Source organism: Nitrospira sp., assembly GCA_037045225.1.
Taxonomy (GTDB): domain Bacteria; phylum Nitrospirota; class Nitrospiria; order Nitrospirales; family Nitrospiraceae; genus Nitrospira_A.
This window is the reverse complement of sequence record JBAOHZ010000009.1, coordinates 3,249,283-3,270,846: the sequence shown is the minus strand read 5'-3', so window position 1 is coordinate 3,270,846 and position 21,564 is coordinate 3,249,283. Positions and strand designations below refer to the sequence as shown.

The 21,564-nt window shown below is 58.7% G+C and carries 20 protein-coding genes; 8 read left to right on the top strand and 12 right to left on the bottom strand.

What is annotated here, in order from left to right; translation table 11 throughout:
- Positions 1–30: 30 nt before the first annotated feature.
- The 4 genes from V9G17_16305 to tldD are packed head-to-tail and all read right to left on the bottom strand — an operon-like array spanning position 31 to position 3,895.
- A complete protein-coding gene (locus V9G17_16305) occupies positions 31–486 on the bottom strand; it encodes a hypothetical protein (GenBank protein ID MEI2754157.1) in 456 nt (151 codons plus the stop codon).
- A gap of 36 nt (positions 487–522) precedes the next feature.
- A complete protein-coding gene (locus tag V9G17_16300; protein ID MEI2754156.1) occupies positions 523–1,077 on the bottom strand; it encodes a YbhB/YbcL family Raf kinase inhibitor-like protein in 555 nt (184 codons plus the stop codon).
- 20 nt (positions 1,078–1,097) lie between these two features.
- Complete coding sequence (locus V9G17_16295; protein ID MEI2754155.1) at positions 1,098–2,456, bottom strand: metallopeptidase TldD-related protein; 1,359 nt, start codon at positions 2,454–2,456, stop codon at positions 1,098–1,100.
- A gap of 2 nt (positions 2,457–2,458) precedes the next feature.
- Positions 2,459–3,895, bottom strand: a complete 1,437-nt coding sequence (gene tldD / locus V9G17_16290; GenBank protein ID MEI2754154.1) for a metalloprotease TldD — start codon at positions 3,893–3,895, stop codon at positions 2,459–2,461.
- Positions 3,896–4,086: 191 nt separating this feature from the next.
- On the opposite strand from tldD, the gene V9G17_16285 reads away from it, so the two are divergent.
- The 6 genes from V9G17_16285 to V9G17_16260 all read left to right on the top strand — a co-directional run bounded on the left by V9G17_16285 (position 4,087) and on the right by V9G17_16260 (position 12,613).
- Positions 4,087–4,872 (top strand): isoprenyl transferase, encoded by a 786-nt coding sequence (locus V9G17_16285; protein ID MEI2754153.1) that lies wholly within the window; start codon positions 4,087–4,089, stop codon positions 4,870–4,872.
- 43 nt (positions 4,873–4,915) lie between these two features.
- Positions 4,916–5,764: a phosphatidate cytidylyltransferase gene (locus V9G17_16280; GenBank protein ID MEI2754152.1), complete on the top strand. Its 849-nt coding sequence runs from the start codon at positions 4,916–4,918 to the stop codon at positions 5,762–5,764.
- 32 nt (positions 5,765–5,796) lie between these two features.
- Entirely contained in the window at positions 5,797–6,957 is a 1,161-nt protein-coding gene (locus V9G17_16275) for a 1-deoxy-D-xylulose-5-phosphate reductoisomerase (protein ID MEI2754151.1), read from the top strand.
- A 25-nt stretch (positions 6,958–6,982) separates the two neighbouring features.
- Positions 6,983–8,374, top strand: a complete 1,392-nt coding sequence (rseP, locus tag V9G17_16270) for an RIP metalloprotease RseP (GenBank protein ID MEI2754150.1) — start codon at positions 6,983–6,985, stop codon at positions 8,372–8,374.
- Positions 8,375–8,380: 6 nt separating this feature from the next.
- Positions 8,381–10,087 carry a proline--tRNA ligase gene (locus V9G17_16265; protein ID MEI2754149.1) on the top strand — a complete coding sequence of 569 codons (1,707 nt, stop codon included), beginning with the start codon at positions 8,381–8,383 and terminating at the stop codon, positions 10,085–10,087.
- 213 nt (positions 10,088–10,300) lie between these two features.
- Entirely contained in the window at positions 10,301–12,613 is a 2,313-nt protein-coding gene (locus V9G17_16260; GenBank protein MEI2754148.1) for a GspE/PulE family protein, read from the top strand.
- Positions 12,614–12,625: 12 nt separating this feature from the next.
- Here the strand turns inward: V9G17_16260 and V9G17_16255 are convergent, their stop codons facing one another.
- From V9G17_16255 to V9G17_16225, 7 genes are all read right to left on the bottom strand, one after another.
- Positions 12,626–13,582, bottom strand: a complete 957-nt coding sequence (locus V9G17_16255; GenBank protein ID MEI2754147.1) for a tetratricopeptide repeat protein — start codon at positions 13,580–13,582, stop codon at positions 12,626–12,628.
- A complete protein-coding gene (locus V9G17_16250) occupies positions 13,579–14,568 on the bottom strand; it encodes an MlaD family protein (GenBank protein MEI2754146.1) in 990 nt (329 codons plus the stop codon). The genes V9G17_16255 and V9G17_16250 overlap by 4 nt, the downstream gene beginning before the upstream one ends.
- Before the next feature lie 43 nt (positions 14,569–14,611).
- Complete coding sequence (locus V9G17_16245; protein MEI2754145.1) at positions 14,612–15,343, bottom strand: ATP-binding cassette domain-containing protein; 732 nt, start codon at positions 15,341–15,343, stop codon at positions 14,612–14,614.
- Entirely contained in the window at positions 15,340–16,119 is a 780-nt protein-coding gene (locus V9G17_16240; GenBank protein MEI2754144.1) for an ABC transporter permease, read from the bottom strand. The genes V9G17_16245 and V9G17_16240 overlap by 4 nt, the downstream gene beginning before the upstream one ends.
- A gap of 213 nt (positions 16,120–16,332) precedes the next feature.
- Positions 16,333–16,665 carry a PilZ domain-containing protein gene (locus V9G17_16235; protein ID MEI2754143.1) on the bottom strand — a complete coding sequence of 111 codons (333 nt, stop codon included), beginning with the start codon at positions 16,663–16,665 and terminating at the stop codon, positions 16,333–16,335.
- A 578-nt stretch (positions 16,666–17,243) separates the two neighbouring features.
- Entirely contained in the window at positions 17,244–18,182 is a 939-nt protein-coding gene (gene lpxL, locus V9G17_16230) for an LpxL/LpxP family Kdo(2)-lipid IV(A) lauroyl/palmitoleoyl acyltransferase (protein ID MEI2754142.1), read from the bottom strand.
- Between the two features lie 200 nt (positions 18,183–18,382).
- Complete coding sequence (locus V9G17_16225) at positions 18,383–18,763, bottom strand: PilZ domain-containing protein (protein ID MEI2754141.1); 381 nt, start codon at positions 18,761–18,763, stop codon at positions 18,383–18,385.
- A gap of 698 nt (positions 18,764–19,461) precedes the next feature.
- On the opposite strand from V9G17_16225, the gene V9G17_16220 reads away from it, so the two are divergent.
- Both V9G17_16220 and V9G17_16215 read left to right on the top strand, forming a co-directional pair.
- The gene (locus V9G17_16220; GenBank protein ID MEI2754140.1) at positions 19,462–20,331 is read left to right on the top strand and encodes an acyl-CoA desaturase; all 870 of its coding nucleotides are present in this window, start codon (positions 19,462–19,464) and stop codon (positions 20,329–20,331) included.
- A 272-nt stretch (positions 20,332–20,603) separates the two neighbouring features.
- Complete coding sequence (locus tag V9G17_16215; GenBank protein ID MEI2754139.1) at positions 20,604–20,930, top strand: RNA-binding protein; 327 nt, start codon at positions 20,604–20,606, stop codon at positions 20,928–20,930.
- A gap of 80 nt (positions 20,931–21,010) precedes the next feature.
- Here the strand turns inward: V9G17_16215 and arfB are convergent, their stop codons facing one another.
- The gene (gene arfB, locus V9G17_16210; protein MEI2754138.1) at positions 21,011–21,511 is read right to left on the bottom strand and encodes an alternative ribosome rescue aminoacyl-tRNA hydrolase ArfB; all 501 of its coding nucleotides are present in this window, start codon (positions 21,509–21,511) and stop codon (positions 21,011–21,013) included.
- Positions 21,512–21,564: the final 53 nt, after the last annotated feature.

Sequence of the window (21,564 nt, the reverse complement as noted above, 5' to 3'; positions counted from 1 at the left end):
CAGCCCGTCCTGATCCGTCACAGATACCGTTCAGGTGCGGGCAGGATCCTTCGCGGCCTCGGGGGTCGACGCCTCTTCGGCGGTGGCTTCGTCGGAGGGCTCCTCATCGTCCGGAGCGCCGAACCAGGCGACCAGCATCTCTTCCCACCAGGCCTCATCGATGTCTGGGCCTGGATCCACACCGAGAAACGCCACATCATCGGCTGAAATGCCTTCTCCGACCAGGTGCGGCTGAAACTTCGCGCGATCGATCACTTCCTTGGTGGCATACCCGCCCAAGATCCAGGAATCCGGATCCGCCCGCCTGGACTTATACGCCTTAAGATTGAGCTTCAGGTACATGAACACCTGCTGCTGACGCTCATCCCCCACCCCGCTCTGAGGCAGACCGAGTGTCTTCTCAATCTTTTTTCTCCAGTGCCGATCCTCATATCGCGAGGTGATCAACTGCAGCATGGTCTTTCCCAGTTCGGCATCAAGAGACATGGTCTGTTCCCTTACTCTGTTGTAATAATTGTTCGCTTACCGACCGTACGTGCCGGTGAAAGATGCTTTTCCGATGACGTTCTGATTGAGATAATACCCGACCATCGCGCCGGGGGCCTCTTTTTTGAGCGGCAACTGATCGACCTTCAACGCGAACACCGTGAAGATGTACCGGTGCGGTTTATCTCCCGGCGGTGGACAGGGCCCACCAAAGCCTGGCTGACCGAAATCCGTCATGCTCTGAATGCTCCCTTGAGGCGCACCGGCATTCTCCGGCTGTCCCGCTCCGGCCGGCAAGTGCGTCACACTCGAAGCAATATTGAAGATCAGCCAGTGCCACCAGCCGCTTCCGGTGGGGGCATCCGGATCATAGACCGTCACGGCGAAACTCTTGGTGTCCTTCGGCGCATGATCCCATCGCAACTCAGGCGACACATTGCCGCCTGTGCAGCCGAACCCATTAAACACATGCTCGTGGCCGATGGTGCTCCGATCCTTGATCGTCGGACTCGTCAGCTGAAACTCGGCCGCGCTTCCGACCGCAGGAACCACCAGCAGGGCACAGATCATCGAGGCCATCAGTCGTCGCATCGCCCCTCCCCCTTCATCAACTAGTTCCCTGCCAGCGTCATTTCCGCGAGCTTCACGGTGGGGCTGGCGATCCGTCCACGAAAGACGAGATCCGTGCCGATCGTCTCGATATTGGCATACATCTGCTTCAGATTGCCGGCGATGGTAATTTCCTCCACCGGGTAGGCCAACTCGCCGTTTTCGATCCAGAACCCGCTGGCCCCGCGCGAATAGTCGCCGGTCACCATGTTGATGCCAAATCCGATCAAATCCGTCACATACAAACCTTGCTTCACAGACGCCAGAATCTGTTCCGGTGTGGTGGTGCCTGGGACCATATAAAAATTGGTCGGCCCGGCGGAGGGACTTTCTCCGATGCTCCGCGCCGCATTCCCGGTGGAAGGCAGTCCTAATTTTTTCCCCGAATAGGTATCCAAAATATAACTGGCTAGGCGACCACGCTCGACCATCGCCTGTTTCCTGGTCGGCAGCCCCTCCCCGTCAAATGGTCGCGTCCCCAGGCCGCCGGGCATCCGGCCGTCGTCATAAATGGTGACAAAGTCCGGAGCAATCTGCTGGCCGAGTTGTCCGATCAGGAAGGATGCCCCCTTATATAAGGCATACCCTGAGAGGGCACTGCAGAGGTGACTGAGCAGGCTCCCCGCAACTTCCGGATCAAAGATCACCGGCACCCGGCAGGTAGAAACTTTGCGCGCACCGAGCTTCCGAACCGTCCGCCTCGTCGCTTCCTGGCCGATGGCTTCCGGACTGTCCAGTTTCGCAAACGCGCGATTCACCCCATACCAGTAGTCCCGCTGCATCCCGGCCGCATCCGAAGCAATCGGCGAGACGGACAGGGAAAAACTACTATTGGCGTACTGCCCGACAAACCCATGGCTGTTGGCCAGGATGATCCGGCCGGATGACGAATCGCATTCGCCCCCTTCCGAATTTGTGATACGCGAATCGGCGGCAAACGCAGCTCGCTCCGTACGCAGCGCAAGGTCGATCTGCTGGTCCGTCTGCAGTTTCGTGGCATCGTGAATATTCAACTCAGGGAAGTCGGTGGCGAACTGGCCCGGCTCCGGAAGGCCGGACACCGGATCTTCGACAACCGCTTGCGCCAATGCACAGGTTTCGCCGACAAATCGCTCCAGGGAATCGCGGGAGAAATCGGAGGTCGAGGCGCTGGCCGACCGCTGGCCGAAAAAGACCCGCAGGCCGAGCCGCTTTTCACGGGCCTTCGTGAGTCGATCGACGGCGCCCATCCGGACCTGCACCGATAGGGTTTCCCCGTCGGCCACCATCACATCCGCCGCCGTCGCACCATGATTCTTCGCACGCGTCAGCAAATCCTGCGCGATATTCGTATAGTCCTGTTCCACGATCACACGTGTCATGGTTATGCTTTCGTCCCGCCGACGGTGATTTCATCAATACGAATGGTCGGAAGGCCGACGCCGACCGGCACCGACTGCCCATCTTTGCCGCAAGTTCCGATGCCTTCATCGAGTTTCAAATCGTGTCCCACCATGGATACCTGCTTCAGAATATCCGGCCCGCTGCCGATCAGCGTCGCACCTTTCACCGGCTTGGTGATCTGCCCGTCTTCAATGAGGTACGCCTCGCTGGCGGAGAACACGAACTTCCCGTTCGTGATATCGACCTGCCCGCCGCCGAACGATACAGCGTACAACCCCTTCTTTACGGACTTGATGATGTCCTTCGGGTCCGACTCTCCGGCCAGCATGAAGGTATTGGTCATCCGCGGCAACACAACGCTTTGATAACTTTCGCGCCGACCATTGCCCGTCAGCGGAATGCCCATCAGCCGGGCGTTCAGCTTGTCGGTGATATACCCGCGCAAAATGCCCCGTTCGATCAAGACCGTGCGACTGCTAGGCGTGCCTTCGTCATCCACGTTCAGCGAGCCGCGCCGGAATGGAAGGGTCCCATCGTCCACGATCGTGCAGACCTCCGAGGCCACTTTCTTCCCCAGCAGGTTCGAGAATGCGGAGGTTTTTTTGCGGTTAAAATCGGCCTCCAGCCCATGGCCGATGGCTTCGTGCAGCAGAATCCCCGGCCATCCCCCGCCCAGTACCACCGGCATGACGCCGGCCGGCGCATCGACGGCACTCAGATTTAGGATCGCTTCACGCGCGGCCTCCCGGGCAAACTGCAGATATCGCTGGTCGTTCTGAAAATACTCCAGCCCGATCCGCCCGCCGCCGCCGAACGTCCCCACCTGCCGATTGCCGTTCTCCTCGGCAATACACGTGACCTGAAGACGCGACAAGGGCTGAATATCGCCGACCATCACGCCATCGGACGTGGCGACCAGCATCACCTTATATTCCGTATTGTAGGCCGCCATGACGTTCTTGATCCGAGGATCGTACCGCCTGGCTTCGGCATCGATGGCATTGAGCAACGTCACCCGGTCCCGGGTGGCGACCTCAATATTGGCACGGTCATGAGGATAGAGATTGCGGGCAAGGGCGGGGCGGTGAGTGACCGGAACCGGTGCCGTTCCCTGAGCACTATTGGCGATGTATCGCGCCGTATCGGCGGCAATGTTCAAATCTTTGGGGGTCAGTTCGTCGGAATAGGCAAAGCCTGTTTTTTCGCCGGCGGTCGCCCGGACACCGACACCCTGTCCGACACTCTTCGTCGCCCGCTTGACGATCCCCTCTTCCATGGAGACCGACTCGGATTGGCAATACTCAAAATACAGGTCCGCATAATCGACGGTCGAGACCTTGACCCGCCCCAGCGCCTGCTCGATTTCTCGATCGGTGACCCCAAAACGCGCCAGTGCGCCGGACTCGTTATTGGACATGCATGTACTCCTCTCGTACGGTGGGTGAGTATAACGCACTCTTTTCCGGAGGCGCAATGCAAGCGCGCTCGAACCATCTGCAAATACAGCGAAATTGGGAAAAACTGTTTGACTTTCCTGGACCCCACCGCTAGACTCGCCTTACTTCCTAGAGGATCATCATCGTCTAAAAAAGGTGCTCACGCCGTTCCATGAACGATTCTCGATCACGCGATATCGAGCCTGCCCCCGACTCTGACCTGCTCTCGCAACTCGAACCGGACCTGCTGCCAAAACACCTGGCTGTAATCATGGACGGCAACGGCCGATGGGCTGAATTGCGGGGCCTCCCGCGTATTGCCGGCCATCAGGAAGGCATCAAATCCGTGCGGGAACTGATCTCGCTCTCCCTGGATCTCGGGATCAAAGTGCTCACGATCTATGCGTTTTCACAGGAGAATTGGAACCGGCCGGCCCAAGAAATCACGGCATTGATGAGCCTCCTGGAACATTACCTCTCGACGGAACGATCCAGTCTGATCGAAAAAGGCGTGCGCTTCCAGACCATCGGCCGGGTGACGTCCCTTCCGCCATCGGCGCTGCAATGGGTCCGTACAACGGAGCAGGAAACCGCGCACCTGAATAAATTGATCCTCAATGTCGCCCTCAGCTACGGTGGCCGCACGGAACTGGTCGATGCCGCCAAGGACCTCGCACGGGCCGTGCAGAACGGCCGGCTCTCGCCGGATCAGATCGACGAACGGGCGCTGCAACAGGCGCTGTATACACACGACCTCCCCGATCCGGATCTCCTGATCCGCACCAGCGGCGAGACACGCATCAGCAATTTCCTGTTGTGGCAATTAGCCTATACGGAACTGTACTTCACCTCGACACTCTGGCCCGACTTTCGCCGACGCGAAGCCTTGCTCGCGCTCATCGAATACCAGCGGCGCGAACGCCGCTTCGGCCGGGTGTTCAGTAGCGTCTCCTCCTAATCTCTTCGTGGTGAAACCAGGAGCTTTTCAGTGCGAGGAGACGATGCCGCCCCCCACGGACAGCACTCGACCACGGTCGTCATCCGAAACGGTTCATCGGGTCCTGGCGGCAGCCGTCTTTCTCCCGTTTTTCTATTACCTCGTCCACGACCTTGGACCGATCGCATTCCTCTGCCTCGCCGTCACCGCGGGCATGCTCGCAGTGGGAGAGTTTTATCGACTGCATCTAGGACAGGCTCCATGGCTAGGATGGTGTTGGTTAGGGGTTGCAGCGACCGGACTCCTGATCGGCAGCGCGCAATGGCCGACCATCATCACCGACCGTGCGGTACTGCTTGGGACCCTGGCGATTGCACTGTGCCTGCCTCTGCTCTCGGGAAAGTCGCTACGCGACTCGCTCACGGACGGCATGGTGCTGATTATGGGCGTGCTCTATATAGGACTCACGCTGAGCTATCTTGTGCTCGTGAGAGGATTGTCCGACGGCGCCCTGCTGATTTTCTTCGTCTTCCTGGTCACCTGGGCCGGTGATACGGGCGCCTATGTGGCGGGAAAATCCATGGGACGCCACGCGTTGGCGCCGGTCATCAGTCCAAAGAAAACCTACGAAGGGTTGGCGGGGGGCCTCGTCCTCGCCTGTGGAATGGCGCTGCTTGCGCGCGCCTGGTTCCTTCCCGCATTCTCGGTGATCGATTGCCTGGCGCTCGGAGCGATTCTCACCGTCACAGGTCTTATCGGTGACCTGGCAGAGTCAGCGATGAAACGAAGCGCCGGGTTCAAAGATTCAGGGGCCTTAATCCCGGGCCATGGAGGGATGCTGGATCGTCTCGACAGCCTCTTGTTCACCGGCCCGGCCTTCTACTACTATGTCACGATCGTCAACAACGGGTAACAGATGATTGTCCGCCCGTTCTGGAGCATGCCATGAAGCACATCGTCATTCTCGGTTCGACCGGCTCGATCGGCACGAACACGCTCGATATCGTCGACCGCTTTCCGGAAGAGTTTCGTGTGGTCGGCCTGACCGCCGGCACGAACGACGAGAAACTCGAGGCACAGATCCGCAAGTTTCGCCCGGCCTTTGCCGCGCTCGCCAACGAAGCGGCGGCGGCAAAACTGCGCGAACGGTGCGCCGGCCTACCGGTCAAAATTTTCGCGGGCGACGAGGGCGTGGCCCATGTCGCACAGTCGGAAGGGGCCGAACTCGTCATTTCCGCTATCGTCGGCGGCGCGGGCCTGCTCCCGACCTTGGCGGCGATTCGTGCCGGAAAACAGATCGCCCTGGCCAATAAAGAACCCATGGTCATGTGCGGCGCCCTGATGCAGTCAGAGGCCAAAAAGCATCACGTCCGCATTTTCCCGATCGACAGCGAACATAGCGCCATCTTCCAGTCGCTTGAAGGGCATCGGCGCGAGGACGTCAAACGCATCATTCTGACCGCTTCCGGAGGCCCGCTGTGGGGTTTCTCCCGTGAACAGCTTCAGGACGTCAGCCCCGAACGCGCCCTGCAGCACCCCAATTGGAAAATGGGATCCAAGATCACGATCGACTCGGCCACGCTGATGAACAAGGGGCTGGAAGTCATTGAGGCGCGCTGGCTCTTCGACATTCCCGAAACACAGATCGAGGTCCTAGTGCACCGGGAGAGCATCATCCATTCCCTGGTCGAATACAGAGACCGGTCGGTCATTGCGCAGTTGGGTCTTCCGGACATGCGCACACCTATTTCCTATGCCATGCGATATCCTGAACGGATGCCGTTAGACCTCCCCTCGCTCGACCTGACGGCAATCAGCACCTTGACGTTCTTTAAACCGGACCATGATCGATTTCCCTGCCTGCAGCTCGGATATGAAGCCCTGCGAATCGGCGGAACCATGCCGGCGACGATGAACGCCGCCAACGAAGTGGCCGTGGAAGCCTTCCTCCAGAGCGGAATTCGTTTTCTGGATATTCCGGACATTATTCGGAGTACAATGGAAGCTCATGCACCGCGTCCCATCGATACTCTCGATGATGCATTGGACGCTGATCGCCAGGCTCGTGACAAAGCCGAGTCCCTGGTACATGCCTTGACGCGGTAATACCCTGAACCCAAGGAGTGTTGTTGTGGGAACAGCCTTTGCCTGGTCTCCTGATGTGGTTTCGCTTCTCACCCACTGGGCGCTGCCCTTCCTCGTGGTGCTGGGCGTCCTCGTCGCCTTTCACGAAATGGGACATTTCCTTGCCGCGCGCTGGGTCGGGGTCAAAGTTCTGAAATTCTCCCTCGGATTTGGACCCAAAATTTTCGGGCGCCAGTTCGGGGAAACGGAATATCTGCTCTCGGTCGTACCTCTGGGCGGATACGTCAAGCTCTTCGGCGAGGACGAACATGAAACCCTCACTCCGGAGGACAAGAAACGGGCGTTTGTCCATCAATCACTCTGGGGCAAGACGCTCATCGTCGCCGCCGGGCCGATTTTCAACTTCATTCTCGCTTATCTGATCTATACCGCCTATATCGGATTGGGCTATACGCTGCCGGTCCCGAGCTTCAAAGACATCATTCCTGAAATCGAAGCCGTACTCCCTGGATCACCCGCGGACCAAGCCGGGTTGAAGCCCGGCGACCGGGTCATCCGGGTGAACGAAAAAGAAATCTCGACCAACGCCGAACTCCTGAAATACATCTCCCAAAGCAACGGCAAACAACTCACCCTGGACCTGACACGCGGGGAACAGATCAAAACAGTCCTCGTCACCCCGAACAAGACCACCGTGCAGGACAACGGCAAACCAACGACCGTCTTCCAGCTTGGCATCGAAGAACGGGCGCCGGTCATCACGGCCGTGATCCCTGGGTCTCGCGCACAGGCTGCAGGCCTCTCGGCTGGAGACCGCGTCGTCCGCATCGATGGACACGACATCTTCACCTGGTCACAGATGACCTCCCTCGTGCGGGAAAGCCCGAATCGCGCGCTTCAATTTGATGTTCAACGGGACGGCACCACACAAACGCTCTCCGTCACACCGATGGGCGAAAAAGCCACCGTAGAAGGAAAGCCGGCCGAAGTCGGGAAAATCGGTATTTCGGCCCAGAACCAAACCATTCTCCAAACGAACGAACCGCTCAAGGCGCCATGGCTCGGCCTCAAGGCAACCTGGGGCTGGACCGAACTGACGGTGGTGGGCATCTATAAAATCATCACGGGAGACATTTCCCGCAAGAACATCGGCGGACCACTCACGATCGCCAAGACCGCAGGGGATGCCGCGGAACAGGGCACCTCCAGCCTGGTGTTCCTGATGGCCATGCTCAGCATCAACCTAGGAGTGTTGAATCTCCTCCCCATCCCCATTTTGGACGGCGGGCACCTCCTATTCTTTTTTATTGAGGCAATTCGCAGAAAACCACTTGAAGATCGGCAGCGAGAACTGGCACAACAGGTGGGACTGGTGCTCTTGGTCGGCATCATGATTTTTGCGTTCTGGAACGATATCGAGCGATTGATTTCCCCATAAGCCCACATGCGCGTTTCTGAAACTCTTATCCCCACATTGCGCGAAGATCCAGGCGAGGCTGAAACGGTCAGCCATCGCCTCATGCTGCGCGCCGGCCTGATCCGGAAGGTTGCCGCCGGGATCTATACCTATCTCCCGCTGGGCCTACGTGTGCTTCGTAAAATCGAGCGGATTGTCCGCGAAGAGATGAATCGCGCGGGCGCGCAGGAACTGCTCATGCCGGTCGCCTCGCCGGCGGAATTGTGGCGTGAAACCGGCCGCTGGGATTTCTATGGCAAGGAGCTGCTCCGGTTCAAGGACAGACACCAGCGCGATTTCTGTCTCGGGCCGACACACGAAGAGGTAATCACCGATCTCTTCCGGCGGGAAGTTCGCTCGTATCGGCAGATGCCGCTGAACTTCTACCAGATCCAGACCAAATTCAGAGATGAAATCCGTCCGCGCTTCGGGTTGATGCGTGGCCGCGAATTCATTATGAAAGATGCCTACAGCTTCGACCGGGATGAAGCCGGAGCCAGACTGAATTATCAAAAGATGTACGATGCGTACAACCGCATCTTTACGCGCTGCGGGCTCACCTTCCGCCCCGTGGAAGCCGACACCGGGTTGATTGGGGGCACTTCGTCCCATGAGTTCATGGTGCTGGCAGAGACCGGCGAGGAAACTATTGTTTACAGTGAAAACGGCACCTACGCCGCCAATGTCGAACGTGCCGAGGTCCTCCCTCCGGAGACCGCTGACCATTCAGCGCATCGTCCGCTCACGCCGGTCCCGACCCCCGGACGACGCAGCGTCGAGGAAGTCACCGCCTTCCTGAAAATTGAACCACAGCAGCTGGTCAAGACCTTGCTCTACACCACCGGCACCGAAACAGTCGCCGTCCTGGTGCGCGGCGATCATGACGTCAATGAGATCAAGGTCAAACGCCTCCTGGGTGTCCCGGAGATTGAGCTGCTAAAACCAGAGCTGGTTCCCGGCCTCACCGGCGCGCCGGTCGGATTCGTTGGACCGGTCGGATTGAAGCAGGTCCGCATTCTAGGTGACTGGGCCGTGAAGGCTATGGTCAACTTCGTCGTCGGAGCCAACCAGGCTGACACCCATTTCGTGGACGCCAACTGGGAGCGCGACTTCAAGGTGGATCAGTTTGCCGATCTTCGCAACGCACGGGCCGGCGATTCTTCCCCCCGCAAAGACGGCACCCTGAAGACGGCCAAGGGCATCGAAGTCGGACATGTCTTTATGTTGGGCACCAAGTACAGCCAGGCGATGAAGGCCGCCTTCCTAGATGCGCAGGGACAGGAACAACTGGCGGTCATGGGCTGCTACGGAATCGGCGTGAGTCGAACCGCTGCGGCTTCGGTCGAACAGAATCACGACGCAAAAGGCATCAAGTGGCCGGTTCCTATCGCGCCCTTCCATGTCACCCTCTTGCCGCTTAGCCAGTCGGAAGCCGTGACGCAGTTGGCCGATACGCTGTATCACGCCATGCAAGAGTCCGGCATTGAAGTCCTGTGGGACGACCGGGATGAACGGGCCGGGGTCAAATTCAACGATGCCGACCTGATCGGCGCGCCGTATCACCTCGTCATCGGAGAGAAGGGGTTGGCCCAAGGCCAGGTCGAGCTCAAACTTCGTCATACCGGCGAGACGCGAAAAATCGCTCCTGACCAAGTGGTTTCCCTGCTCTCCTCACTACTGCACGCCGCATCCTAGCTCCATTCCGGGACTCGATCCCTCACACCTCGCAACGACACCTCCCTTCCGTGAACGCCTACAGCCCACTCCGTAGAGTGAGTTTGGGAAAATGCCTTTTGCTTGCCTTGATTGCGCGTTGCGATACACTGACTCACACGGAAGAAGCTCGGTAGTCGACTCCCGCTCGACACCACAAGCGCTCCCCGCACAAGCCGCTTTGGAGACCATCGAATGCTGCCTAAAGCCCCCCTGCCAGGTGTAGGCGACGCGACCCTCAAATCCGGCTTCGCAGAAAACATCAAACGTATCAGCGCACAGATTCTCGCCGCATCCGACATCGACCAAATCCTGTTGGATCTGCGTCATGAGATCCTAGGTTGCTTCGACGCGGAAGATCTCACCTTGTTCGTGGTGGACTCGGAGAAGAAGGAAATCTTCTCGAAAATCCCCCATCTCGAAACGGTCCAGGAAGTCCGCACGCCGATTACGGAACAGAGCCTTGCCGGGTTCTGCGCGAAATACCTTCGTCCGGTCAATGTCGGCGACGCCTACAGTCCGGTCGAGCTCAGCGCAATTCACCCGTCGCTCGCCCACGATGCCTCGTACGATAAGAACACCGGCTTTAAAACTAAGCAGGTGCTCACCTATCCCGTCGTGGCCGAAAATAAATATCTCATGGGCGTCATCCAGCTCCTCAACAAGAAGAGCGGGGGACGGTTCACCCGCAAAGACGAGGAAAGTGTCGCCGAGATCGCCAAAGCCTTGGGAACAGCATTCTATGCGCTCAGAAAAACATCGAAAAAGGCTCCCTCCAAATTCGACTATCTGCTGACCAACGGAAAGATCTCGCAGCACGACCTGGACAATGCGCTCGCCGAGGCCAAAAAAGGGACCACTGATATCGAGTCCCTACTCATCGAAAAATATAAGGTTCAAAAAGCCGAACTCGGCAAGTCGCTCGCCAATTTTCACAAGTGCCCCTATATCGAATACAACGAGCGGACGATCGTCGATATTGAGTTGCTCAAAAACCTCAATGTCGACTACCTCAAGAAAAATCACTGGATGCCGCTCAAGCGAGACCGCGCTGCGATTGAAATCCTGACCGACGACCCCGGCGATCTGGATCGCGTCCAGGACATTAAACGCACCTTCCCCGGCCTGAACATCCGCTTTGCGGTCAGCCTTCGTCGCGATATTTCCCTCTTCCTTGCGAGCACGACCGGGACTCCGGACACCAGCAACAAGATGAACGAGAATGTATCCGACATTCTCGGCGAACTGGTGAACGAATCCCAGCTTGAGGCGCAGGAAGACGCGTCCAGCGCGGGACTCGACGAAAACGATAATGCCATCGTCCGTCTGGCCAACCAAATCATCGCCGATGCCTTCCGGCAGGGCACCTCCGATATTCACATCGAACCCTATGGTGAAAAGCGCGACACCCTCGTGCGCTTCCGCGTCGACGGCGACTGTTTCGAGTACATGAAAATCCCGCCGAGTTATCGCCGCGCCATCGTCTCCCGTCTCAAAATCATGGCGAGCCTCGACATTGCCGAACGCCGCAAACCGCAGGATGGGAAGATCAAATTCAAGATCGGCGAGAATAAGGAAATCGAGTTACGTGTCGCCACCATTCCGACGGCCGGCTACAACGAAGACGTCGTCATGCGTATTCTGGCCGCGAGCGAACCGCTCCCGGTCGATAAAATGGGATTCTCCGAGCGGAACCTGCGCGAGATTAAGAGTATCGCGGAAAAACCGTACGGCATCATTCTCTGCGTCGGGCCGACCGGATCAGGAAAAACCACCACGCTGCACTCCGTGCTGGGCTACATCAACACGCCGGACATCAAGATCTGGACCGCGGAAGACCCGGTCGAAATCACGCAATACGGACTTCGTCAGGTGCAGGTCCATTCAAAAATCGGATTCACCTTCGCCGCCGCGATGCGCGCGTTTCTCCGGGCCGATCCAGATGTCATCATGGTCGGAGAAATGCGAGACAAAGAGACGGCGGATACGGGCATCGAGGCCTCGCTGACCGGTCACTTGGTGCTCAGCACCTTGCACACCAACAGCGCAGTGGAAACCATCACCCGCCTCCTGGACATGGGGTGCGACTCGTTCAGTTTTGCCGACGCCATGCTGGGCGTTCTCGCCCAACGTTTGGCACGGCGGATTTGCAAAGACTGTAAGGAAGCGTATCCAGCGTCGAAGGAAGAGTATGAGGAGCTGCGGTTGGGATATGGCCCTGACTACTGGGATACATTGGGCGTGAAATTCGACGCCAACTTCAGGCTCTATCGGGGAAAGGGTTGCGACACCTGCAACCGTACAGGGCTCAAAGGTCGAGTGGCCCTCCACGAGTTGTTGCTCGGGACCGATCAAATGAAAAAGCTGATCCAGAATAAAGCAAAAACGGATGAGATGCTCAAGGCCGGCATGGCGGAAGGGATGACCACCCTGGTCCAGGACGGGATCCAGAAGGTCCTGCAGGGCCACACGACCTACAAAGAGGTCAAAGCCGTCGCCATCAAGTAACGGCTTCACACCCTATCGACTGGAACGGGATGGAGTCAGGTCGTCCAACTCCTTCTTTAGCCGCGCAATGTCCTGAACTCTCCCCAATTTCTTCGCGCAGTCCACCGCAACGGCCAAGGCCGAGGCCGCCTGAGGCCGATGGCCTTGCGCCAGATAGCTACGGTAGGCGCGCTCGGAATAGGCCAGCGCCTGATCAGGGAAGCCTCGCCGATCCGCAATCCGGCTCAGCCGCAGGAGATCGGCGGCAATATCCATCCGACGTACTGCCGCCTTGTCCAACTCCAGCGCTCGCTCAAACTCCCGTTCTGCAAGATCGTATTCGTGGCGCTCTTCCGCCAGGATTCCAAGGTTCACATGGTTGCTGGCCTCGGCCTCAAGACTCCCCGATGCCTGATTCAACGCCAGCGCCTCGCGGAACAGCTGCTCTGCCTGCCCAACATCGCCTGTCGCTTGCCGGACCAAGCCGAGATTATTCCGTAGCACCGCTTCCGCTGAGACATCGGGCCGCTGCTGCAGAAGTTCCAGCGCCTGTTGATAGCGCCGACCCGCATCCTCCTTCTGCCCCTCTTGATACTCCGCAGCTCCCAAGGCCGTAAGGCCGCCGATCAGGAGGTCTGTCTCTCCCCATTGCTGCGCCAGGGTGACCGCCTGCCCGTGAAGCACCATCGCCTCGCGCGTGGCCCCACGATGGAGCGCAAGCCATCCGAGATTGTTCAGCGCACCGATGCGCCCCTTCACATCGTCAAGACTCTCGGCCACCTGACGGGCCGCTTCATAGGCTTCACCGGCCCGTACGTACTCTCCACGAGCCACCCAGCGATCCCCCTGTCCCCGCAAGGAGTCGACCTGTGTGGTCAGAGGACGGGCGGCAGACACGGGAGCAGGCGGCGGTGGATTCGCACATCCGGGCGAAAGACACAGCACCACGCCCCACACACCGACCCAGAAACCATCTCGCCTGTCTCTCATCGGTGCACTTGATCCCCGCGTAAGCTCGATGGCCCGGTCGGAGACGAGTCCGCCGGCGGCTTCGGCGCCGGCCCGGCATTCTGGGTAAACCGGTTAAACGGAAATGTCTGCTTGGCGCCACGGACCAGCGTCGACACATCTCCCAACGTAGTCTCGGCGGTCTGGACAACGGGACGCAGCTCTTGGCTGATCTCTCCCACCGAATCAGACAGCCGCTTCACGCTGATGAGTGTGGATTGGGCACTATCCAAGATGGCCGGCAAACGGCTGGTGGTCCGTTGCACATCCGCTGTGACACGATCCACCACGCCCAGCGTACGCTGGATCGAGCCGGTCATGGCAGGTAGCGCCGTCGCCGTTTGCTCCACGGAGGTTATCGTTCGCTGCACGGACGCCACCACCGCCGGCAAGTCCTGAGTGGCCAACGCGACCTGCTCCAACGCCTTGCCGCCGGCTTTCAGTCCACCCTGCAGGTCTTGAGTGATGGTTTCCACACGCAAGAGCGTCTGCTTCACGGCCATGAGCACCGGCTCCACTTCGTTGAGGAGGTCTCCGATGTCCCGCGGTTCAACAACCCGAATCGTCTCGCCGTCGGTCAACGTCGGGCTGCTGGCGGTACCCGCCCCGATATCAACTTGCGTCTGCCCCACCACGACACCACTCTTAGTGATACGGAGTTCCGAGTTGCTTCGCACCATGTCCTGATAGCGGGTCGACAATTGCAGTAATAGATCAACCGTCCCTCGGTCATTGAGATCCACCTGTTTTACCCGCCCGATCCGAATCCCGGATACGACAACCGGCGCGCCGGGCTCCAAGCCATACGACTTGCTGAGGCTGGCCGACAACTGATATTTCGACTCGAACAGCTGCTCCGTTTTCGACATCCAAAAGCCAGCCACCGCCAAAATCAGGACGGGAATCAGAACGAACGTTCCGACAATTTGGGCCAATCGCCCACTGGATAGTCGATGGGAATAATGCATCTCCCCTCCTCAGTCCCGCCGAACCGCCATGGCAACACGCGGGCTATGCCACATACATTCTGAGCGTATCAGGAACGGCGACGAGCACCGCCTCGCGTGCCCCATCGGCCACGACTCGGCCGTCACGCAGCACGAGCAGCCGATCCACACCCTCCATGAACGGCGACGAGGCACGCAACGCCGCCACAATCGTCAGAGCCTGGCGAGCCCTGCGTGCTTCGAGGTACCGCTTGAGCAGCACCACCAGCTCCGCGTCCAAGCCGGCGACAGGATCATCCAGCAGCAGCACCTCTGGGTCCAAAATCAAGGCACGCGCAATAGCCGCCCTGCGCACTTCACCGTGATTAAGTTCAGCCGGAAACCGATCCCGTATCGCACTCAACCCCAACTGCGCCAACTCCGCCATCACAACCTGGGCCCGATCACGATCGGACAGGGCTCCACGATGGTACCGGAGCGGCAGCAGGACGTTGTTGAACACCGTCATATTGCTCAACAATCCCGGTTGTTGAAGCACCGTCCCCACTCGAATCCGCAGGGGAGTCTCTTCACGCTCCGTCGCATGACTCCAGTCCTGGCCCAACAGCATCACCCGGCCGGATTCCGGCCGGACCAATCCTGCCGCAAGCTCGACAATCAGACTCTTTCCCGAACGACTCGGACCCACCACCGCCACAAATTGCCCCGCGGCAATACTCAGATCCGCCTCCAAGTGGTGAGGGCTCCCGGACATCGGCGTACGGACTTGCTCGAACACAAGGGTTGCCTCACTCATACATACAACGGCACCGTGACAGCGACATCGATCAACAGGCAGAGGACGAATGAATTGATCACCGCCCGAGTCGTTTGCTGCGGCACTTCGGTGAACGATGACCGCACCGCCAGGCCATGGTAACAACAGACGGCCGCCACGGCCGACCCGAACGATAAGCCTTTGATGGCGGTCATCAGCACATCGGTTGTCGACAACGCTTTGGTGATACTCTCCACGAAGGCATAAAACGGGATGGTCAGCTGTGCATCCGCGACCAGGTAGCCGCCCAATACCGCCACCACATCAAAATATAGGGTCAGACAGAGCATCGAGAGCACCATGCCGACCATCCGAGGCATGATGACAAATCGGCTGATCGAAATACCCATGAGCCGGAGCGCCACCACCTCGCGTGTCACGGACATATTGCCCAACTCGGTGGCGATGGCCGTCCCGGACCGCCCGACCACAATGAAGGCGGTGATCAACGGACCCAATTCACGAACCACGGTCACGACGATAATGCCGCCGACCAACCCGCCGGCCCCAAGCTTGGGCAGTTGCGTCCCTGCTTGAGTCACAATGATGATGCCGAGCAAGAGTGCAATCACGGTCGTCACCGGCAAGGCATCCACCCCGGTGAACAGAATCTGCCGAACGATCACCCATAACGTGTCCCGACGTCCTTGCTGCGTCGGCAGCACCAGATCCAATACCGCCTGCGTGAAGAGCGTAGCCAGCGACGCCACGTACGCATAACCCGCGATGGTCTTGCGCCCGACCCACTCGATCATGTGTTGTGCGCAACCCCTTCCTGCAGGCGAGGTGTCGGCCTGATGTGGCGGCCGAACACCTTGGTGTCGGTGGAAATTGTAGGGGAAGCATCGGAAGCAATGCAATGAGGTCAGCCCGCCGAGAGGGAGCCTAGTGCCTGGCAGCGCGGGAAACGCACCTCCGAGAGACGAGATGTGAGGCCGAGTGGAGGAAGGGCACGGGCGGAGAGACGGTTATGACACGGGCCTGGTCTTGATGATGTACTGCTGAATACGCTGGAGCTGCGGGGGACGCATGCTGAGGAACTCCAGGCCGAACTCCCCACCCCGCGCCCAACGAACGACCGCCTCCTCCACACGAATCGGCCACTCATGCCCATCCGACAAGAACACGGACACTTTCATGAGAAATCCCGGTTGCATCGGACTGTCCGACTTCGCCATACAACCGGTACAGGAGAGGTCCAGGACCTCGGCCTCTCCATCCACCTCATCCTCGCCGATGAATTCCAGGCGACAGTCGGTGGCCACTCGACGCGACTTGCGTAATGTTTTCGTATCCTCCACACGCACTCCTTTCTCCACCCATCCTTCATGCCGGCATCATTCGGGTCGATCCTCGGATCTACTCGGGTGCGCTGGACGCGAGACACTGACAAATTCGCGTGAACTCACCTGTGCCCATCGCGACAAACTCCACCCCAAAACACCTGTCGTTCTCCCAGCGGACCAATGCCAAATCAATCATCGTTGGGCAGATCTCTCCCGGCAACAGCATGATCAACGACATGGCATCGCCCACCTGTACACCAGCCTCGCTGTTGATTTTGCACCCAGATTGGGAGAGGTTGAGGACGACACCTTCACCTTCCACATCGCCACCAAAACTGAGGGTTGGAGCAAAGGGCGAAAAGGACAGCAGGCATGCCGGGTGCACGGCGCACCGTGGGTGCTTCCGCAATTCAATGCGAGGGGAAGAAACCTTGTGCGATTGATCCATGGCAAAGCGAATGATGCACGCGTACGCGAAAGCCAGCCAGGGTCAGTATATCGCACGAGGCAGGAAACGCCGAATATTTCCCATGATTTCGCCGCAGCTTCCACCCCATACGTAGGACTTCGCGTAGGAGGTGCGGAACGCTGGGTCACCGCTGATAGATGGGTGGTTCACCGGGGGGACGGCTCTTGAACCGGCGGTGCTGCCAAAAATATTGTTCCGGCACTCGAAGGACAGCGCCCTCGATCAACCGGTTGATTCGTGCGGCGTCCGAAACCATGTCACCGGATGGGAAGTGGTCGAGGGCTTTCCCCACCTCGATGTCATAGCCCGATCGATCGGCTCTGCGGTAGTAAAAGCAGGGCACCACCGCAGCCCCGCTCACCTTCGCCAACCTCGAGGTGGCAGTTAATGACGCGGCCTGCACGCCAAAGAATGGAGCAAACACGCTCCGTTTCGAACCTGCATCGATATCGGGCGCATACCACACCACTTGATTTTTGGCTAACGCCCGCAGGATCCCTCGCATATCCCGATGCTGGATCAACTCCGAATAGTACCGGCTCCGGCATCGATTCGCGACGGTTTCCGCCACTACGTCGTTTTGGGGTCGGTACACGATCGCCACCGGCTGCTCCAACGCCATAAACCGACCGGCTAGTTCCGCCGCATGCAAATGAGCGCCGCAGAGCAACACACCACGGCCCAAGCGGAGGGCCTCATGAATATGTTCCAACCCCTTGATCGTGCATTCACAATAGGCGCGGGGATCCTTCGCCCACCAGGCCATGGCGATCTCCAACACACCCATTCCCATCGACTCGAAACAGTGCAGGGCGACCTGGTTCCGCTCGGCTGATGACTGCTGGGGAAAACACACCGCCAAGTTTATCCGCACAATATCGCGCCGATTGGTCAGGAGCCCGTGCAATAGGCGCCCACACTGTCGCCCAAACGCGAGTTGCCATCGATAGGGAAGCATGGACAGCAAGCGGAACAAACCCAGACCGACCCAGGTGGGCCAATACAGCGGGTGGTAAGAATTATGCGGCCGGGGCCGCTTCTTTCGTGTATTCGTACTGGACATGGCCAAATGGGGAAGCCATTGTAGGGAAACGGAGCGGCGAGCGCAATCTCGAAGCTGTACCGGAGGAACTCCGAGACGAGCGGCAAAAATAGGGCGAGATGCATCGGCGGGCCGGTGAGAACGCAGCAATGAAGCGACACGCAGTCACACACAGGCGCAGCAATACGATTCAACCCGGCAGGTGCCGGCCAAGAGCGCGGTTAGGAGGTCGGTTTCGTCGCGATCGTCATAAACTTTCGCAGGCGCATCTCGGCCACCGGGGACAGATCGACAAACTCGAGTCCGCAGACCTGCTCCCTCTCCCAACGCACCGTCGCTTCCTCCACCGTCATCGGCGACACCTGATTGGGCAGAGAAAGCGTCACCGACACCCGATCGCCGCGCTGAATACCTGCCTCGCTCATCACTTTGGCCCCTCGCATCGACACATCGAATACAACTCCGATGCCGTCGCCCCCGCGGCCAAGCCATTTGGCCAAGCCTAGCCAGGAGAAGGAACACACGAACGGTGCCTGAACGCGCAAGCGTGGGTGTTGACGCAGATCGACGGAGAATGATTCCTGTCCCGCAGTGCCATCCATACGTACCCTCCCGTATGTAATATGGCCACTGTATCGCACCTGGGTCGGTTCGAAAACCAAATTGCGAAAACGAACCGGCCGAGACGTGAGCGATGTGGCGCCTGGACGTGAACCTCTGCACCACCCACCCCAGTCCGAGGGTTATTGCCGATGCTTGCCCCGTTGCTGCATCATTTCGGAGCAGGATGGGGAGATTTCCTGCCGATGCGCTTTCAGACACTGAATGATCCGACCTTCTCCCGGTTTGATGCCCGAGCAGAGTGTTTTGACATCCTCCGCACAGGCCTTCCCCATCGGATGGCTTCCGAACCCTCTCCCCCCAGCCCCTTTCCCAGGACTGCTAGAAGGCTCAGGCGGCGCTACAGACTGATCCTGCCCGGATGGAGTCGATGATTCAGACGCAGCCCAGGCGGGGTCACACATTCCCCAAATCCCAACTACCACACCACTCCAGAGCACAATCCCCCGAGCCGTTCTCCAAAGTCCACGCTCAGTACGCATACCACCCTCCTTCCAAAGATGAATGAGCTCCCCGATACTCTTCCCGCCCTGCATTCGCGAGGGCTCCGCGCGAAGTCGATGCCCTGACACAAGCACTCAACGCATCTACAACTGAACGGTTGACGCCTCCCTGCCGGAGACGGAACCGCACTCGGTAGGGACTTGCGAAAACCTTCACGCTTGACTATTGTATCGACATGCAACAAATCGCCCCGAGTACGGTTCCTACCGACATCGTCCATCGGATTCATCATAAGTTCTGGACCTACCTTTTATTCTGGTCGGTGATCGCAGGGTCCGTGATTGCAGTCCCGGCCTATGGGTTGATCTATGGCTACTCCTGGTTGGATTGGACCATGTTCGCCATCCTCTATGTGGTCACCGGGCTAGGAATTACCGTGGGCTACCACCGGCTGCTGACCCATCGCAGTTTTGAATGTCCCGATTGGGTGAAGGGCTGTCTATTGGTAGCGGGGGGCTGGGCGCTGCAAAACTCGGGGGCGAAATGGACCGCTGATCATTTGCGCCACCATGCGCACTGCGACGATCCCGCTGATCCTTACAATGCCAAACGGGGGTTCTGGTATAGCCACTGTGGCTGGCTGCTGAATCCGGTGCCGTGCAACGACGAACGATTCGGTTCCCGCGTCATGCAGGACCGGGTCGCCATGTGGCAACACCGTTACTATGCGGCGATCGTCCTCATCGGTCTGGCACTCCCCTTTGTCATCGGCTTCTTGCATAACGGCTGGAAGGGCGGTATCGGTGGCTTCATGCTGGCCGGCGTCGGACGCACCTTTGCCGTTCTGAACTCCACCTTCTGCATTAACTCCGTCTGTCACCTATGGGGCGATCAGCCATACGGGACGGCCGACTCCAGCCGCAACTCCTGGTTTGTTTCTCTGTTGACCTTCGGCGAGGGCTATCACAACTACCATCACACCTATCCGAGCGACTATCGCAACGGGCCGCTCTGGTATAACTTTGACCCGTCGAAGTGGTTGATCTACACCTTGTGGAAATTGGGCCTCGCCTCCTCACTCCGGACCGCCTCATCCGGTCACTGAAGCGTCTCCGATCGACAGAAACTATTTTCTCCTGGTTGGTTAATCGTATAGCAATCCCCCTATTCATCTGTTAGGATGCGTCGTGATCTCATGACGGGCCGCATGAGAATTATGGTTCTGGATGGCTCATCACCGATGTTGTTTGTTACCGAGAAGTTGATCGGAAGTCAGACCCAAGTCGCCTCAATCATCGCGTCTTCGGCCCGCTCATTCCCCTCATATGTCTGTTCTCGTGTCGCCGACAATGTCACTATTCAAAAGGAGAGACCCCTATGGGTACTAAATTGTATGTCGGCGGACTGCCGTATGCTGCCACTGAATCGCAACTGAGCAACTTGTTTTCTGCTCACGGCACCGTTGAATCGGCGCGCGTGATCACGGACAAGTTCACCGGGCAATCACGCGGCTTCGGCTTCGTGGAAATGTCCACGGCAGAAGAAGCGAAGGCAGCCATCACGGCATTGAACGGCTCGGACATGGATGGCCGGCAGCTCACCGTCAATGAAGCGAAGCCGCAAGAAGCTCGCTCCGGTGGCGGCGGCGGCGGGGGTGGACGGTTCGGCGGCGGTGAAAACCGCGGCGGACGCAGCCGCTTCTAAGAAGTGACGAGATTCGTCTCGTCTCTGGAGGGGCGCTTCAATTGAAGCGCCCCTCTTTTTTTGTCTTGTGTCACATCAGGCTACTGCTCATCCGGCCGTCCCCGCAACGATTTCAGACGGGCCCGTTTCGTCTTGCTGTCCAATCTTCTCTTGGTCGATCCCTTGGTCGGTTTCGTCGGACGACGCGGCGGACGCACCACCGCCACTGACCGAATTAACTCCTGCAAACGCTCTAACGCCAACACACGATTGCGCTCCTGGCTCCGTGAGTCCTGCGCCTTAATCACAATTGTGCCGTCACGCGAAATCCTATGGTCCCGCAAGGCCAGCAACCGCTCTTTGTAGAACGGCGGAAGGGAGGACGCGAGAATATTGAATCGAAGATGGATCGCGGAGGACACCTTGTTGACATGCTGCCCACCGGCGCCTTGCGCCCGTACAGCAGTCAATTCGAGTTCCTCGTCCGGGATGGTCACATGCGTTGAAATCGACAACATAGCGGTCAGGCTCCGCACCAGAAAGTGAAGAAACCCTACTTGGGAGACAGGGTGGGAGTCAATCAAGTGAGTACACCGGTACATGATCGCAGTCGGACAGTCATCGGATGAGACGCCCTTATCTGCCGGATGGAACT